9 protein-coding genes are annotated in these 16548 nt (G+C 36.2%); 5 read left to right on the top strand and 4 right to left on the bottom strand.

Going from position 1 to position 16548, the window contains the following annotated elements; genetic code table 11:
* Positions 1-65: 65 nt before the first annotated feature.
* The 3 genes from UABAM_RS22785 to UABAM_RS22775 form a co-directional block, all read right to left on the bottom strand.
* Positions 66-1136, bottom strand: a complete 1071-nt coding sequence (locus UABAM_RS22785; protein ID WP_151970299.1) for a DUF1036 domain-containing protein — start codon at positions 1134-1136, stop codon at positions 66-68.
* Positions 1137-1335: 199 nt separating this feature from the next.
* The gene (locus tag UABAM_RS22780; protein WP_151970298.1) at positions 1336-6210 is read right to left on the bottom strand and encodes a WD40 domain-containing protein; all 4875 of its coding nucleotides are present in this window, start codon (positions 6208-6210) and stop codon (positions 1336-1338) included.
* 123 nt (positions 6211-6333) lie between these two features.
* Positions 6334-7332: a DUF1036 domain-containing protein gene (locus UABAM_RS22775; RefSeq protein ID WP_151970297.1), complete on the bottom strand. Its 999-nt coding sequence runs from the start codon at positions 7330-7332 to the stop codon at positions 6334-6336.
* 511 nt (positions 7333-7843) lie between these two features.
* On the opposite strand from UABAM_RS22775, the gene UABAM_RS22770 reads away from it, so the two are divergent.
* The 3 genes from UABAM_RS22770 to UABAM_RS22760 are packed head-to-tail and all read left to right on the top strand — an operon-like array spanning position 7844 to position 9901.
* Complete coding sequence (locus UABAM_RS22770; RefSeq protein WP_151970296.1) at positions 7844-8662, top strand: hypothetical protein; 819 nt, start codon at positions 7844-7846, stop codon at positions 8660-8662.
* The gene (locus UABAM_RS22765; protein ID WP_151970295.1) at positions 8662-9369 is read left to right on the top strand and encodes a hypothetical protein; all 708 of its coding nucleotides are present in this window, start codon (positions 8662-8664) and stop codon (positions 9367-9369) included. Before UABAM_RS22770 ends, UABAM_RS22765 begins: the two co-directional genes overlap by 1 nt.
* A gap of 25 nt (positions 9370-9394) precedes the next feature.
* Positions 9395-9901 carry a hypothetical protein gene (locus UABAM_RS22760; protein ID WP_151970294.1) on the top strand — a complete coding sequence of 169 codons (507 nt, stop codon included), beginning with the start codon at positions 9395-9397 and terminating at the stop codon, positions 9899-9901.
* A gap of 218 nt (positions 9902-10119) precedes the next feature.
* On the opposite strand, the gene UABAM_RS22755 is transcribed toward UABAM_RS22760, so the two are convergent.
* On the bottom strand, positions 10120-11370 hold the full coding sequence (locus UABAM_RS22755) for a hypothetical protein (protein ID WP_151966752.1): 1251 nt from the start codon (positions 11368-11370) through the stop codon (positions 10120-10122).
* A gap of 225 nt (positions 11371-11595) precedes the next feature.
* Between UABAM_RS22755 and UABAM_RS22750 the strand changes: the two genes are divergently transcribed.
* Together UABAM_RS22750 and UABAM_RS22745 are read left to right on the top strand one after the other, a co-directional pair.
* Positions 11596-12582, top strand: coding sequence for a hypothetical protein (locus UABAM_RS22750; protein WP_151970293.1), 987 nt, complete (start codon positions 11596-11598; stop codon positions 12580-12582).
* Complete coding sequence (locus UABAM_RS22745; RefSeq protein WP_151970292.1) at positions 12579-16526, top strand: serine protease family protein; 3948 nt, start codon at positions 12579-12581, stop codon at positions 16524-16526. Before UABAM_RS22750 ends, UABAM_RS22745 begins: the two co-directional genes overlap by 4 nt.
* The last annotated feature ends 22 nt before the right edge of the window (positions 16527-16548 follow it).

Below are 16548 nucleotides of genomic sequence, written 5' to 3'. Positions count from 1 at the left end.
TTGAAAAGAGGCGCTGATTGAATTTAAACCGAGACTGGAGAGAAATTCAATCAGTGCCTATCACACTACTGTGTTAATCGAATCACGTAATGCCCATCTGTATTCTTTGATGTATTCGCCAATTTGAATCCTAGTTTGCGCCCATTCACATTCTCATGGGTATCATTTCCCGACCATGTGAATGCTTGGTCTGTTGATACGGCATAGATGTAAATATTGCTGTTGAGTGTACGCAAACCAGAAAGATATACACCTTTATTCGCTCTTACTTTCCACCAATACTCGGTTTTCCATTGTCCTCTGAGATCCTTGTAAGTAATGGCGATGTGGATATCCTTATTTGAATCGTTTTCAACATGAATGCGCCCGCCAATTTTGAACTTAACAGCAAGACTATTCCCTTCGATATGTGCACTAAGATTCGTATTGCGCAAGATTGCGTTGAAATAATTATTTACGTAGTTGGTACTGCCTCCAAAAGCATTGGCAATGGCCTGACTACCGTAGTGCTTTGCTAAGTAGCGTAAATCGCCATAGCTTCTGAGCACTTTTTGAATTTCGTGGTTAATATTTGTCTGAACTTGTTCCTCAACAGTGTCTCGTAGTAGAGAGGAAACAGCTCTTGTCGTAGCGTTATTGCTCGACCAGTCAACATATCTTCCCTCACACTTGGCGTTGATTTTCCAGTTGTTGACACTGAAGAATATTGGTGCGCCAATCCAACCAGAGTCTGTTACCCATGGAGTGTACCATTTTACTTTTTTGAAATGGCTTTTGATTCCCTGAAATTGCAGTTTCGTTCCCCAAGTCCAACCTCTTCTATAATATTTGTAGTCAAAGTCAACATAGAGAACTCTTTTGGATCTTCGCGAGATAAAAGAACGATTGTAGTAGCTTTTACTGGTGGATACGTTTTTGATGAACACGCGAAAATTGGATACGTGTAGCCGTTGACTGTCTCCATTTAATACATAACCAGCAACATTTGAATTTAAAGCGGCGGCCAATTCTTTGACAAAAAAGCGTTGTGGTATTTTGAGACGAAGTGTGTCATCCTCGACACTGGCTTGGATTCTCTCTGCAGATGTGAAGGCGAAAGACAGTAAAATGATAGCGATATAAATAACTTTATTCATGATAAATTCTCCTGTTTGTGTATTAAAATTTCTTGTTTATTTTTCAATACGACGCTGACAGAAAAATTTTTATTTTTTATGTAACGGTAAATTCTTTCCTAGTTATGTAAAGCGCAATCAGATCGCAGTTCTTTCATAAAAATCAAAATAAAACAAAGATGAAAGTTTCTCCTTAAGAATCAGAACACAACAACTTTTACTAGTTATTCTTCCACAGTTGTGTAAGAGGGAATTTATTTTTTAAATACAGAGTACTGTTGTCAAACAAATTGGGGTTAGTTTTATTAAAGTCAATGCCAAGTTCATTCCAACGGTATATGTTTTTGTATATTGTATGATTGCTTATGTCGGGTAAATTCCATAGCTTTGTTATTCCATTATCGTTGATTGTAATTAAACAACGTGGAGATAAATACTTCATAGCAATTATTTTTTTATCTGGGGTATAAAAAAAGAGTCCTTTTTGTGTTTGTTTGAACCAAAAATGGATGGTGTTTCCTTGATGATAGACAACATTTTCCTGGGAAAATTGTACAAATGATTTTTGATAGGACTGCTGGCCAACAGAAGCTTCCTCTTGCATGGCATTTAGATTCCATATTTTTCTAGAACCCATCTGTGATGATGATATCATTCGTTTGCCATCATGGGAGAAGTCCACATTTGTTACCGAAGTTCTGTGTCCTCTTAGTATGGAGATTTGTTGCTTATTTTTTCGATCCCATATTTTTAAAAAGCCATTATTTCCTGCGGAGATAATATATTTGCCGTTTAGGTCAAAATCAACAAGTTTAGGTGACTTTGTTGGTATAACGCCAATTTGTTTATAGGTTGTTAAACTCCATAGACGAATATTATCATTGCTCGCAGAAGCAAAAATATCTCCTTCTGGGGAACACGTTATATCTGTAATAGGCGCTTTGTGGTAAAACTTCGCAATTATTTTTTTTTGCTTTAAATCCCATAATTCGGCGATATTTTTTTGCCAGAAAGAGCAAATGAGATATCGGTCTCCAGGAACAAGATCTATCTTGTCAATAAGATCTTCCGTTTTAAATTTTGCTAACCATTTTTTTTGTACAAGACTCCACACCGCAATTTTGTTTAGATTAACGAATATCAGAATTTTGCGATTTATGTAAGCTGAATCTGTGGGGGATTTTCTTTCAAAAACGTTTATTGGTTTTCCTAGACTTATATCCCATAGTTTTAACGCGGCATCTTCCCCTGCAGAAGCAAGAGTATCTCCTTGTGGAGAAAACGCAATACTCATGATGCTTCCGTTATGCCCATCTAAAGTGGTTTCTTCGTAAGCGGTGTTATCCCAGTTCGTGAAATTCGACCACACAGTCCGCCATATTTTTACAACGCCATCACCTGCCGAAGCAAGGCTTTTGCCATCAGGACTAAAACGAACGGTATTTACCCATGAAGTATGCCCTCGCAAAGTTGTAATTTCTTTACGTTTTTCTATATTCCACAGCTTTATAGTTTTGTCGGTACTTGAAGAGGCAAGCACTTTACCGTCTGGTGCAAAATCAAGCTCTGTAATATCAGATTCGTGGCCTAATAATTCCGCGACCTTTTGATAGTTATTCGCATTCCACAAACAAATCTTATTTTCTGAGCTAGAAGCAAAAATGTCTCCTGTTGGTGAAAAGCACAAGCTCTCCACTCTGTTATTGTGCGCTTTTAGCGTTGTAATTAGTTTTCTTTCCTTGATATTCCAAATTTTTATTGTTTCAAATCCTCCGGAAATAAGAATGTTTCCATCGCGGTTAAAAGCGATACTGTCAACTCCGACAAGTATGCCATCCTCATCTGAGTGTCCTTGAAACACAGCTACTTCGCTATTATTGTCAGGATTCCATAGGCGAATAGTATTGTCCCAACTACAAGACGCTAGAATTTTATTGTTTGGACTAAAACGTACTTTATTAATAAAACCACTATGGCCGTGGAGAGTTGTATGAAGTTTTCCTGAGGTAGTACTCCAAATTTTTATAACATCATCGTGTCCTCCTGAAAGAATCCAACGTCCATCAGAGCTAAAACAGATGTCCTCGATTTGTTGTTTATGACCTGCCAATGGTGGCTTTTGTTTCCAATTTTGACAGTCCCAAAACAAAACGTTATTGTTACTCGCCACCGCAAGCATTGTACCATCACTATTAAAACAAAGGTTGTTAACCTCGAGCTTTAAATGAGCTAGCTTTTTTCCGGTGCTGTATTGCCATATCTCGATATTTTTGTTATTTGCTGTTGCAATCATATTTTTGTCGGGTGACAAAACTATGTAATAAGTAGTGGTTTCGGCTGGGATTTTTTTTATGAGTTTATATGTTGTGGCATCCCATATAACAATACTTTGATCTGTTCCAATGGAAATGATTGTCTTTCCATTGGTTGTGAAGTATGCTTTGTATATAGCCTTGTGCTCTAGGGTAGCCATTTGTTTTCTTGAGTCAATGTCCCATAGTTTTATCTTGCCATCGCCTACGGAAGCTAGGGTACTTTGCTGTCGATGAAAGCTCACATTCTGCACTTTGGGATGAAATAGTCTGAACAACTCTTTGCCAGATTGAAGATTCCACAGAATTATCTCTCCACCACTTGCAGAAGCAAAAATATTTTGCTGTGGATGAAAACTTATGCTTTTTACCACACGAGAATGACCAGAAAATTGAAGGGTGTTTTTTTTGTTCTTCACATCCCATAAATACATCTTATTATCTCTGCTACTGGCCATAATCATTTCACTATCATTCGTAAATACTAGATTGTTAATGGCCTCTTTATGCCCAGAAAGTATGGCAATTTGCTGCCCAGTTTTTACATCCCAAAGTCGAATATCTTTGTTATCACTACAGGCAAAATATTTTCCATCACGACTAAAGTGCATTGCGTTGATTTTTGATATACAATGACGCCCAATGGGACTTTGCCATAACAATTGCGCACAGTGGCGGTTGTAAATTAAGCTTTTTGCTTGTTTCCATTCGGCACTCTGCACGCGTAGCAAAGAGTTTTCGTCGTTTTCGCCGATCGCTTTTTTTGCCAAGATACGCGCTTTAAAGTAATGTTTTTTATCAAAGTAATTTTGCGCTTTAATGAGTAGATTTTTACCTTTTGCGTGTCGCCGCGCAAGTTCTTCTTCGTGCTCATTGACTCTTTTGCGCCCTTGAGTATTTAGCCACGTATAACATATATTTATTCTATGCCAAAATTGCATTTTGGCGACTAGAGTTTCTTGTGAAGGACGAAATTGTAAACGTTTTGTATACGCAACAACATCACTTGGAAGAGAACGCTGGTGACTAAACTGGTCCCACAAAGGTTTTTGATACTTCATGACATAGTTCTTTAGACTGTCTATCGCTTTTGGGTTCGCGTAAATGGCCAATTTTCCTAAAGAGCGCGCTATTGCTGTTGTTTTATTCATAGAAGAAAGGCTGAGTCTACTTTGATCTCCAACATTGTTGTTTATTTGTTCTCGTAAAAAATTGGCGATAGGAGTTACCAATTTACGCAAATCCTCTACTTTTTCCGCGGAAATCTCGTTTCCAAACACGTCATCGATAAACTTTATTGCCGCATAACGAACCGTAAATTCATCGTCACGCAAAATTTTCGCAATATGAACCATAGCGCTTTTAAATAAAGCAATGCGGTCTTCGTCTTTTTGGTCTAAAATAAACTTCTTTAGCGCTTCACATGAGGATATTCGTATGTCCAAGTAGCTTTTTTCTTCAATGTATAGAGGGCCAACAAGCTTTGGGTTGAGAACTTTGTAGGCGGGAAAGAACATAAAATCCCCATCTCCTCCAAGGCTTGCATATCTGGGCGTCTGTGATGCATCTAGTCTCTTGTCATTTACTAGCGTTGTCATCATGTAATATCCAAGGTCTGAAGACAGTTGAATTCCATCAGTTCGTCCAGTCAAACCCTTGAGTGCTTGCAACAATACCGCAGAAAAAGGAGAGTGTCCTCCTGCTTCTGTTAGTTGCGCATACTTTGTCGAAACTTGTAACTTATCAGCGACAACTTCGTTTCCTGTTCCAGCGGTAATTACCTGAAATGCCCTGCGTCCAAAAACGCGATCTATATTTTCTCCCTTACCAAACTCAAATGTACTTTCATTATATCCTTGTAATTTGGGTTTATACTCTTCTTGAAGAATGGAACCACCAAAACAACAATCCAATATCATCAGAATATGACGCGCATTTGTATTGGCGAGTTGTTGCGCGATTTGCTTTAAGGCAAGATTTTGCGGAGTACCTTCTCTACTGTCTGCAGTAACGATATGCCCAGTAACTCCATGTCCTGCATAGAAAAACATTAATGCATCATTCGCATCAACATTGCTACAGATTTCATCAATATGTTTTTGTAACACCGCTTTGTCAATATAGCCTTTTGCTACAATGATTTTTTCGGTTCCATACCTAGAATTTTTGAAAGAGTAAACATCAAAAAATGGATCTTCGCGTATTTTTTCTAGCTCATTTACTTGATATACTTGAGTTGGAATCGTATCACATAGATAAATAACGTTTTCAAATCCATAACGCTCTGACAAAACCGATGCAAGTTCACCAGCATCAAAATTTGCTCCTTCCAACGACGTATAGTATTTATATTGATTAATACCCACGATAAGGGCGTGTCGCTTACCATAACGCAGTCGTTGACGAAAATCTTCGCTAGCCCCAAGAATATTCAAACCACCCAGGTTTTGTATCATCCGTCGAACGCTAGAACGTTTCTTTGATAACGTAACAATGTGTTTTTGGGTTGCCTGCGTTAATAATTTATCGATGATGTCTAAAGCATGCCTAGTCGCATTGTGATCACGCCGACTTTCTAAAGCTTTCATGAGTAACGGTCGAATAGCTTTTGCTTCATCTCCTAGGTGTCTTATTTTTAATAACGCAGATAAGCTTTCATCAATATTAGAAGACTGTAGTTGCTGCACTAATTTTTTGAACCTTTGCGGAGGTTTTTCTGATTGGGAAAAAATCAAACCACACAAAAAGAGTCCAGAAAAAATGAAAAATGTGTGTTTAGTCATTGAAATATCCACTTTACAATACTGTTTGAACCTATTTTACTCGTTTATTCACATTATAACACTTTCTGAAAAAAGTACACTGTGTGGCCCTCTTTGCACGACATTATTACAAAATATTCATACCTACTCTATTTGAATTACATGATCTCCGTCTGAGTCTTTTGATGCATGCATCTCTCTAAATCCTAACTTGCGCCCCTTCACATAATCATGCGTGTCGTCTCCTGTCCATTCACGCGACTGATCATGAGAGATGGCATAGATGTAAATATAAGGATTGAGTGTACGTAACCCTGCAGGGTATATACCTTTCCTTGCTTTTATTTCCCACCAACATTCGGTTTTCCATTGCCCTGTTAAATCTTTGTAGTGAATGGCGATATCAATATCTTTACTTGAATTGTTTTCAACATAAATGCGCCCGCCCATTTTGATTTTAATAACAAGACCATCGTCCTCGATATGAGCACGGAGATTCGTATGATCTAAAATGGATTCAAAGTACTTTTTTATATAGTCGGCTTTCCCTCCAAAGGTGTCGGCGAGAGCTTCACCACCGTAGTGCTTTGCCAAGTAGCGTAAATCGCCGTATTTTTTGAGCAGTTTTTGAATTTCATCATTGATGTTTGTCTCAACTTCTTCTTCGACAATGTCTTGTATTAGTGATGAAAGGGCGCGTGTGATCGCATTGTTGCTCGACCAATCGATATATCTTCCGTAGCATCGAGCATCCATTTCCCAATCGTTGACACTAAAAAATATTGGTGTGCCAATCCAACCTGAATCGGTTATCCAAAACAAAGCTTTTCTATAATATTTGTAGTCAAAGTCAACATACAAAACTTTTTTCGATCTTCGCGAGATAAAGGAATGATTGTAGTAACTTTTATTGGTCGATACGTTTGTGATAAACACTCGAAAATTAGATACACGTAATCGTTCTTTCTTTCCATCCAACACAAAACCAGCCACTTCTGAATTTAAAGCGGCGGCCAATTCTTTCGTAAAAAAGCTTTGAGGTATTTTAAGGTGTAGCATGTCGTCATCAATATTGGCTTGTATTCTGTCTGCAAAAGTAAAGGTGAAAGACAGAATAATAGCGATATACACAATTTTATTCATGATAAATTCTCCTCTTTGTGCATCAAATCCCTGATTTATTTTTTCAATACGAAGTTCATAAAAAAATTTTACTTATCGGCCAATTCACATATATTTGCGAAAAGCAGCATGTGTTTCGCACAGAATATCTTTTTTATTAGTACGCTATCATGTTTAAGCATCTATCTTATGTAATTACGAATTTTTCCCCTGTCTATTTGTATCTTTTTTGTTTTTTTGAAAAAAGCTTGCTTTTAAGACATTATTCGCTATATTCAGTACCAACTTTTTTAAATAAGTTAAATATTTGCAATTTTCATCTAATATTTAATATGAAGTATTAACTACAAATAAAGTAATAAATTCAAATTTTATGCTGCTGGCAATTGCATTTAAACTTATTTAGACCAAACCTTTTCGTAAAAACAAGCCAAGTAAAAGTTTCTTCACTTTTAGCTCGAACTATTTGCTGAAATTCATATTTACACTTGGCGCGATTGAATAAACACATGCCCTTCTCTAGGAGAAAAAAGTGAGATTAATGCTCTTTCTATGCGCCTGCATGATCGTTACGCAAGGATGCATTTCCTCAAATATTGATAAATTACAAAAACAAACGATCATGGCCCAGGTTGATCCGATCACAACATCTCATCGTGGACTGACAATGGTTTTGGACATCAATATAAAAAGATACAACGAAGCACTAGAACTCTACGAAAAAACTCTTTACAACGTCTATACAGCTGAACACTACAGACTTTTGAAAGAAGTAAAAGACAAAAAAGGCATGGTGATCTATGGCGAAGTACGCAGATCTTCATTGCAAGCTCGCAAGAATATCATGAATAATTTTAGAAAAGATAAAAATGCCATTATATCTTCAGTAAAAAAGCTCAAAAAAGAAGACTTAACGAGACAACAAGATGAAAATATAACCAGCTTCGTCACTAGAGTGTGGGGAAAAATTACAGATAAAGTCAAATTATCAACCGTTGACACAACAAAACTCCAAGAACAGCTATCATTCGTGAGTAAGTTGACTATTACAGACAAAAATTTCGATATACAGCTTATTTCTGACTTTTACAACACTACGTTTTCCTCAATACCAGGTCTAACCAATGGCGGAAATGTGCTAAAAATGGCGATATATATCGAAAAAGCGAATGAGATAAAGGCCAACATCCAACAAGGTGAAGAAGCGATCTTAAGAGCTGTAGAAGTAATTGCTTCTTATTTAGCTCCGGATGAAGAAATAGATGTTGAAGCTCTGGTTAATCTCGCAAATACGGTTTATAAAGTCTACGACCAAATTAAAAATGAAGAGGAAGAGGGAGAGAATTCGTAATGAGAGTGAAAAAAACATTCGTTATTTTGCTAGTCCTTACGTCTTTGGTCTTAGGATGTCGCAATTATAATATCGGAAAAAAAGCATACGAGAATACCAGAGACGGTATCATTCAAAACCTACAAACGGCTCAAACCAACATAGGAACATCAAACCTGAAAGACCTGCTAGATGAATCGGTCGAAATTTTAGAAAGTGCACATGGCCCTTACGTCTCCTCACAAAGACTTTTAGAAGAAAGAAAACTGTTTGTTTTCAAAACAAAAGTCACTCCCAATGATTTTGAAGTGATTGATCAAAAAATTGATGCTGCCAACGCAGGGTATCATCAACGCCTAAAAACCGAAAATGCAACAGCGTTAAAAACAGTGAAAGAAACCAAAGACACCTTAGAGAAGGTGCAAAAAACATTTGAAAGTTTAAAGAAAGGCGATACCTCGATTGCTTTAGCTTTACAATACACATTGCATTACACAAGCGTTGTTCGTGCAAATGTGGACAAACTAGACTTCATTAGCGATGAGCGCAAACAAAATATCAAAGATGTTTTGGATGATATTGATTTAGTGGTTAAGGAATTTGAACAACAATTAAAGTTTTTCGAAATATTATCAGATGATAATAAAACAGCGGAAGAAAAACTACAAGAGTTGGCAAATCGAATAGAAGCATTGACCAAGGTGATTGAAGAGTTGAAAAATGACTAATTCATGGATATTAAAGGAGATTTAAATGGCTCAATCTTTAAGCACGTTATCTCGTAGCGGTAGAAGTTTTAACTCGAGTTTAAGAAATAATAGAGATGCTTTTGAAGGCGATACAGTTCCAGAAAATTTGCAAAGTATATTGAGAGAGCACTTACAAAATACGATTGAATCTTTAAAAAATGTACAACGAGAAGCCGAAAATTCAAATGGCAACCCTGTAGGGCTTACAGATAATGTTATTGATGATATTCTCGATGACTTGATCTCTCAATGTGAAGACTTAATGGTGACAGACAACAATCGCGCAGTACTTTACGAAACCTGGAAAAATCTTTTCCGCGACCAAAAAAGAAGACGCAAACCCATATGGGTAAACATTTACGATCAACGCGAAATTGCAGCCCTGGATAATGCAAGGCGAGAACTAGAGCAGGCGGTAGCTCAGATCAATAGAGTCAATAAAGCGGTAAATGTTGGTGTACAAATTTTAAACGTCGCAGCGAATGCGGCCCTTAGATTTTTGCTGTTGTAAAAGAACGTACTTTATAGATTCGTCTCTAATGGATTTGGTGGTCATAAACAAAAAAATGAACCACAGAGGTCACAGAGAAATGTTCTTAAGATTTTAAATACGTAAGTCACTATAGAAAAAGACTTAGTTATTTCTTGAAGAGTAATGTTTCTATTGTTTTTTTACAATTTTTCTCTGTGCCTCTGCAGAAGTTTCCGTAGTAGTCGGATAAGTAGGAGTTACCTAACAGAAGAAAGGGGAGAGTACTGCAACCGTTTTAATTTAAATGATTTAGAATCAAGAAAATAATGATCTCGAATATAACGAGAAAGTTTAGTAAGAGTAAATTTAGTATTTTTGATATTCCAACGCAAAGAAGGAGAAAGAGCAGCAACTTTCAAAGAAAGACGAGCAAAAATAAAACGTAAAGAACTGATGGCAAAAGAAGCATTTTGTGCGACATGATAAGTTCCATGATAAGAAGCAATGGCAAGAACATGCTTAAAGTCGCGAAACATGTTTTCGATCTTCCATCTAACAGAATGCTCTTGATGTATAACATTAGAGTTAACATTGGGGTTAGAAGAGAGAAAAACAGAATATTTAAGCCGACGAGTAAATGGGCAAAAGTAGGGTTTAATTAACAGAGCAATATCGCCGAGAATGTTATGCGATGCATTTAAACGATAGTACAAACCGATCGAATGACTATGCTTCGGAGGCTTAGGAATACAACCATTCTTAAGTTCTAAAACATGAGTATCAACAGAATCGATATTAACAACCCACGAAGACTTTAATGCTCCATAGAATTCAAGACCAAGTTGCTTTGCTAGTTTCATAACTTCAATGATGGAGTATTCCGAGTCGGTAACCATGCGCACCCCATCAAGAGTAAGACCGTTGGCATGTACATAATTATTTAATTCTAAAAGCATCTGTTTTATTTGCACTTTTGGACTTACATGATTAGGGTGCTGTTTCGATGTAATAAAAGTGGGGGCTAAAGGAAAAATGAATTTATCTTTTCCTACGCATACAGCAAAAAATAACAATTTTTGCGCATGCATGTAGCACCTATCTGTTGGATTGTACACGTTAAATGTATATGCCATTTTTCTTCCCCAGCGTTTTATTATCGTGCTGTCTAAAATTAGTCTTATTTTCCAACGACTCTTTGACGATTTCTCTTTTTTGCTTCTGTATTTTTTTAAGAACGTTACTAATAGCCCAAAGCTTATTTCTTTGATTAGTTGCCACCAATCGACATCTTTGTCTTTCAAAAGATCATAATATTTGTTTTTGTTCTTTTGTAACGTTTGTGAAATATCATTAATACTATCAAATTGAAATATTGGATAAAGTATCAGTTCATTTAGAGTTTCTTTTACTCTCGTACCATATCTTTCTTCCAATTTTTTATACTCTTCACTCTTGTACCACGGATATATTTCTTGTACTCTATCTATCAGGGGAATTCCTGTTTCCATTTTTATATCCTTAAAAAGGAAACTAATTTTTGAATTTTTGAATTTTGAATTCCCCTAATTATATTAAATTAAAACAGTTGCATCACTCTCCTTTCTTCTTTCTTCTGTTAATTCTAATCTTTAGCTAATTACTGAAACTCCTGCTCTGTGGTTTTATACTAACCACCAAAAGCGTTAGAATAAAAATAAAATATATTTAAACTAAATACAGAAAAGGTAATTATTATGAGTAAAACCAAAGATGGTAACGCTTCCATAGAAAATTTGCCGACAAAAGTTTTTGGCATTATAGGTGTTATATTGTTCGGACTTGTGATTGGTCTTTTTACGCATTTATCAAAAGGACCAGGAACTACGGCAACGTTAATTGGTTTGTTATTTGCTTTAATCGGCGGAAGTTTAGTTCCACTATTTCAAGGTACCAATTTTTCCGAGATGAAACGCCTACGCATGTTTATTTTTGCTGGGCTTATTTCTTTAGGTTTATTGTTGGGCTTATGGATCGGAATTTCTTTGCGCATCCACAGCCAGACAGACTTTATGCCTGGTATCAGTGAAGAGATTAAACAGAAAAGACTTGCAGCAAAACAAACAGAACTTGATTTAGAAAAAGATATTCAAGTAAAAAAAATACAAATGGAGAAAGCACTGATCTTGGAAGAGCTTGGACTTGATAAAAAGAGTGATATAGCGAACAATCTTGTACTTCTAAAGTGGGAAAAGACAAAGCAACTACTCGAAAATTTAGATACCTATATGAAGACAAAGAAAATTTCAGATAAAGGAAGAAACACTTTTCTTCTAGAGGTTTTAAAAAGAGATTTAGGTAATTTAACTTTTGACGCAAGTGACATATATCTGGAGGAAGATTCTGAAAAGAAAACTGAGGGAGGAGACTCAAAAACAGGAACAAATCCAGTAGAAATGCATTTTGCACCTGCACCGAAAGTGAGAAATCAGCTTGCAAGTCTTATAAGTGGATTCATGGAAACTGCCAAAGTAAAGAGTACCTGGCCAGAGGATAGAAGCGTTATTAAAGACGACAACCAAAAATCTTTAGCGAAAGTTTATGATGCGTTAACATCTAATAAAGAGATTGATATAGCAAACGTTCGCGAAATTTTAGATAAGATAGGTACTAGTAAGGCTATAGAGCTAAAGGATAACTTTAATTCGTCTTATGAAGATTGGAAAATGTCGGAGGAAGAATGAAACCATACAAGTTTTTGACATTTTTTGCGATACTACTCTCTTTACATAGCCAAGAATTATCCAGAGATGTCATAAAAAAAGCCATGGATCAATTTGCATCGCAAAGAATTTTTAGAATTTACACATCGAGAAGTCAAGGGTCTGCGGTTTTACTAAAAACAGAACGTCAGGGAGATAAAGTATTTGGATACTTTGTTACTTGTTACCATGTACTTCGTAAATCAAAGTGGTTTTCGATGAAAAACCAAAAGAAAGAAACTATATTATCACGGAACGTACAAGTATACAATAAGCCAAATGCAGATTTAACTTACATAAAAGCACAGCTCACAAAAACACCGGAAGGTATAAAGTTTTCACGGAATGATGATTCTAAAAAAAATTTACACCGAGAAGCTCTAGCTATCGGTTATCCTGTTTTCAAAAGTCTTTCCTTATACCCCTCAAAAATTCGCATGTGGGAACTTGAGACGGCTTTCTCGTTATTGAATATGCCGGCGAAAAAAGCCCCTTATAAATTTATTGTCGCTTCGGGAGAATCAACGGCAAAAGGGATGAGTGGTGGTGCAGTGGTAATTCCAACATCAAATGGCTTTTTCATTACAGGCATCGTTTTTGGCAAATTAAAAAATAGTGTTGGCTTGATTATAGGTGCCAAACAAGTAGAAGATTTATTTCCTTTGGAAAGTGATTTATCTAACTACAAAGATGCTTCCTTTGAGGCTGACGGACTGTCTATGAAGAAAGTAGAAACCCATTCGTTCGAAATTGCAGAAGCGCAAGCAATCGAACAAGATAAACTTAGCTGGAATTACTTTGATGTTGCCTCGGCTTTAGAAAATCCGGAAATGTTGCAAGAATTAAGAAAAGATTTTCAAGAAATTATTATTCGAAAATTACCAAAAGATAAGAAAATTACTCTGAGGACAAAGCAGCGTGATCTGAACATTTCCCTAAATGGAAAAAAACTACAACCGAAAGAAATCGATATAACCCTAAAAGAAAACGGCGAAACGCAACCAAAATACGAATATGAGTATACTTTATCAGAAATATTGCGCGGCGAAAATCTACTCATCATTAACAAACCAGCCAAAAGACTAAAAGCATATAAATTTACCGATTTTATTACACCATGTAAACTCGATGTACATCTGCAAGCAGATGGAAAAGACTTCTATCATATATCGCGAGAACTGCCTTTACAAACAGGTTTCACGATCTACACCACCATGGAAGAAGAAGAGCTTGAAGTTGAGGAGATTTCGGAAGCCAATGCTGCTTTAGTCGTTCATAAGAGTTTTGTCGAAGATTTAATCAATAAAGTTCCTTTTCGTTTTCCGATTGCGAAAAAGGGTAGTGTCGAAGGATTACAAGTAAAATCATCTTTCCATGGTACCCTATATTTCAATCCGCAGTGTAAGATAAACGTGATTGATCATCAAAGTCTTGAGTACGAAGCAACGGGAGGACTTTATCTCGATGACTTCAACTTTAATACATTCTTGCTGGGAGCAAAAGTCAACCGTCAGACTTTGCCGTTTCGCGGTACGACAAGAATGCAGTTTTTGCAAAACTATATAGCCATCCGCGCAACAAAAGCCCTCTCTAGCGACACCAATTTTAATGTACCAATAAAAATTGGTAGTTTGGAAATGAATCCCAACATTTCGAATATTGCCAAGGAACTCATCATCAACTTTATCAATAATGTTTTAGTGGGTTCCGAAATACCATTCAATAATTATCCTGTGGAACCTGTAGGTCTCGTTCCTAAAAGCATCATTCTTAAAAAGGATTGGTTTATTTTTCCATTTCAAGTGGGGGATGTTGCCAAGGACAAGACTTTTACAGTTAGAATACCTGATAATCCAGATGTTGTTGAATTTGAAATGCATCCTCCTTTTGCAGGAGAAGAATTTTTGACGTTTCTAAAAAATGTAATTAAGTCAGAAAAGGTTTCGTTATTGCAAAGTTTACCACTGAAAAAAATTAGCTGTAAATTCACGAAAAACGAAATCGATCTCGAACCTACATGGGAAAAACTACATTTTCACGAAGATAGCTTTAGAAGTTTTCCTCTGTTTTTAAAGAAACTAAAAAGTTCTCATGTCGTGATAAAAAAAATAAATTCTTTATTAGAACAACATCGCCCGACACAAACTTTAAATGAACTCGAAGAACTGTCAGCACAAGTACTTGCCCAAAGACTCGATGCAGATGAATTGGCCAAATTGTTAATCGCTTTGCTCAAGCAGACTTCGCAAAAAAACCTAAGCGATGCCGAAAAAAAATCAGCGCAAATACTCGCAGAAAAATTGGACGCCGACGCCCTAGCTAAATTATTGATTCCCCTACTCAAAGGCAAAATTATTCCACAAGATTCCAAAAAAAAGGCAGAGGAAGCGGCACAAACATTTTTGCTACACAGTTTAAATAAAATATTAAAGGATGCAAATTTAGCGAATGTACTAAATAAAATAAACGAAAACCTAACAGAAGAAATGAGAGAACATATTTGCGCTAGTTTGCGAAAGAAAACGAAGGAGTTAATGGGAAAAACCACATTAAGTCGTTCTCAGCGAATTTGGTGTAATCGTCTTTTGCTAGAAGATCTCTTTGCACACGAGCTAAAAAAATATCAAGAGATAGAGCTCGGAGAGAGACGTTTATGGATTGGAAAGTATCGCAAGGCGGTATTTGAACAATTGAATATTTCCGCAACAACAACAGTTGAGTTTAGCGATAAAAAAATAGGCGTTTTGAAGTTATTCGAAAATGGCGAACTTTTAAATAGCCAACTAAAAGGAAATGCGAAAATACAAAGTGTAATTCATAGCGATCAAATCCAAAATTCCCAAATAACGTGGCCAAAAGTATCACTAGATCAAACCTCGCGTTTTGTCTATGAAAACCATGGTCATAAAATGGAAATACAGTCAAACAATTTACAAATTGATCTGCAGACTTTGCTTAGTTCCTCTAGCCCAGAGGTCAAAATAAGTGGTAATTTAACGAGTATTCTTTTTACTAAGGGTAGAAATACTCTGCGTTGTTTTGGTTTAAACACCACAAACATGAAATTAAATTTGAAATCGCGCACCATGACTGGAGATTTTAGCTTTACCAAAATAGAGTACGAAACAACGGATGGTAAAATCACCGTTGCTCCAGAAGCAAACACGCGACTACAAATCACACAAAACCAAGGGAATACGTTTCTTTATCTAAAAGGACCTCTCAAACAAATAACAGTAAAATCCGGTCGTGAAGAAATAGACTTTAAACAAATCAAAAGCCATGAACTATCGATTCAATTAGCACCTATTTTTTCTATACGAGGTAGTATCAGTTTTCAGGTATCTTCTCTCGCCTTTCCTGTAAAAATAGGTAAAATTCTAGTTCGCAAAATGAATATTGATGTGAATACTCTTGGTAAAATTAAACTACAAATTCCTCATCTCCAATTGCGAATAGCTCACAATGAGTTGGAGAGTTACATCAAAAAAAACATTCCAGATAAGACAACTTTAAATATAGGTATTTCTTTAAAAATCGAAAATCTCAAACCAAAATCATTGGTTTTCAAAGACTCTTTTGTTCATGTAAAGATGGAACCAAAAGTCACTTTATTTGGTAGTGGGTCTGTCAAATGCAAACCACAAATATCTTTTCACTTGTTAAAGAATGAAAATTTGTCAAAACAAAAAGTTATAGCCGTTATGAACAAGTGCAAGATCGAAGATATTACAAACTTTCCCAACTGGATAGAAGAGACATTCCCTGTACACGAAGAATTGGAAAAGCTCATAATAAAGATATTCAAGATAGAAAAATCTTTATTTCCTAATTTTCCCGATTACATTGAGGACGGAAAATTGACAAGCTTTTCATGGCATCGCGAAGGCGACGACATAGTTTTCGAAATGTCTTGTACTCCGTAATAACTGTTGAAAACAATTTGCT

Origin of the sequence: Candidatus Uabimicrobium amorphum (assembly GCF_009002475.1) — a bacterium.
GTDB lineage: Bacteria > Planctomycetota > Uabimicrobiia > Uabimicrobiales > Uabimicrobiaceae > Uabimicrobium > Uabimicrobium amorphum.
Note: the sequence above shows the minus strand (reverse complement) of the source record. Positions and strands in the feature narration are given on the sequence as shown.

What these genes read in the sequence shown, in the direction of transcription:
- UABAM_RS22785 (WP_151970299.1), bottom strand. Translation starts at nt 1,136, where the DNA reads ATGAATAAAGTTATTTATATCGCTATCATTTTACTGTCTTTCGCCTTC.
- UABAM_RS22780 (WP_151970298.1), bottom strand. Translation starts at nt 6,210, where the DNA reads ATGACTAAACACACATTTTTCATTTTTTCTGGACTCTTTTTGTGTGGT.
- UABAM_RS22775 (WP_151970297.1), bottom strand. Translation starts at nt 7,332, where the DNA reads ATGAATAAAATTGTGTATATCGCTATTATTCTGTCTTTCACCTTTACT.
- UABAM_RS22765 (WP_151970295.1), top strand. Translation starts at nt 8,662, where the DNA reads ATGAGAGTGAAAAAAACATTCGTTATTTTGCTAGTCCTTACGTCTTTG.
- UABAM_RS22760 (WP_151970294.1), top strand. Translation starts at nt 9,395, where the DNA reads ATGGCTCAATCTTTAAGCACGTTATCTCGTAGCGGTAGAAGTTTTAAC.
- UABAM_RS22755 (WP_151966752.1), bottom strand. Translation starts at nt 11,370, where the DNA reads ATGGAAACAGGAATTCCCCTGATAGATAGAGTACAAGAAATATATCCG.
- UABAM_RS22750 (WP_151970293.1), top strand. Translation starts at nt 11,596, where the DNA reads ATGAGTAAAACCAAAGATGGTAACGCTTCCATAGAAAATTTGCCGACA.
- UABAM_RS22745 (WP_151970292.1), top strand. Translation starts at nt 12,579, where the DNA reads ATGAAACCATACAAGTTTTTGACATTTTTTGCGATACTACTCTCTTTA.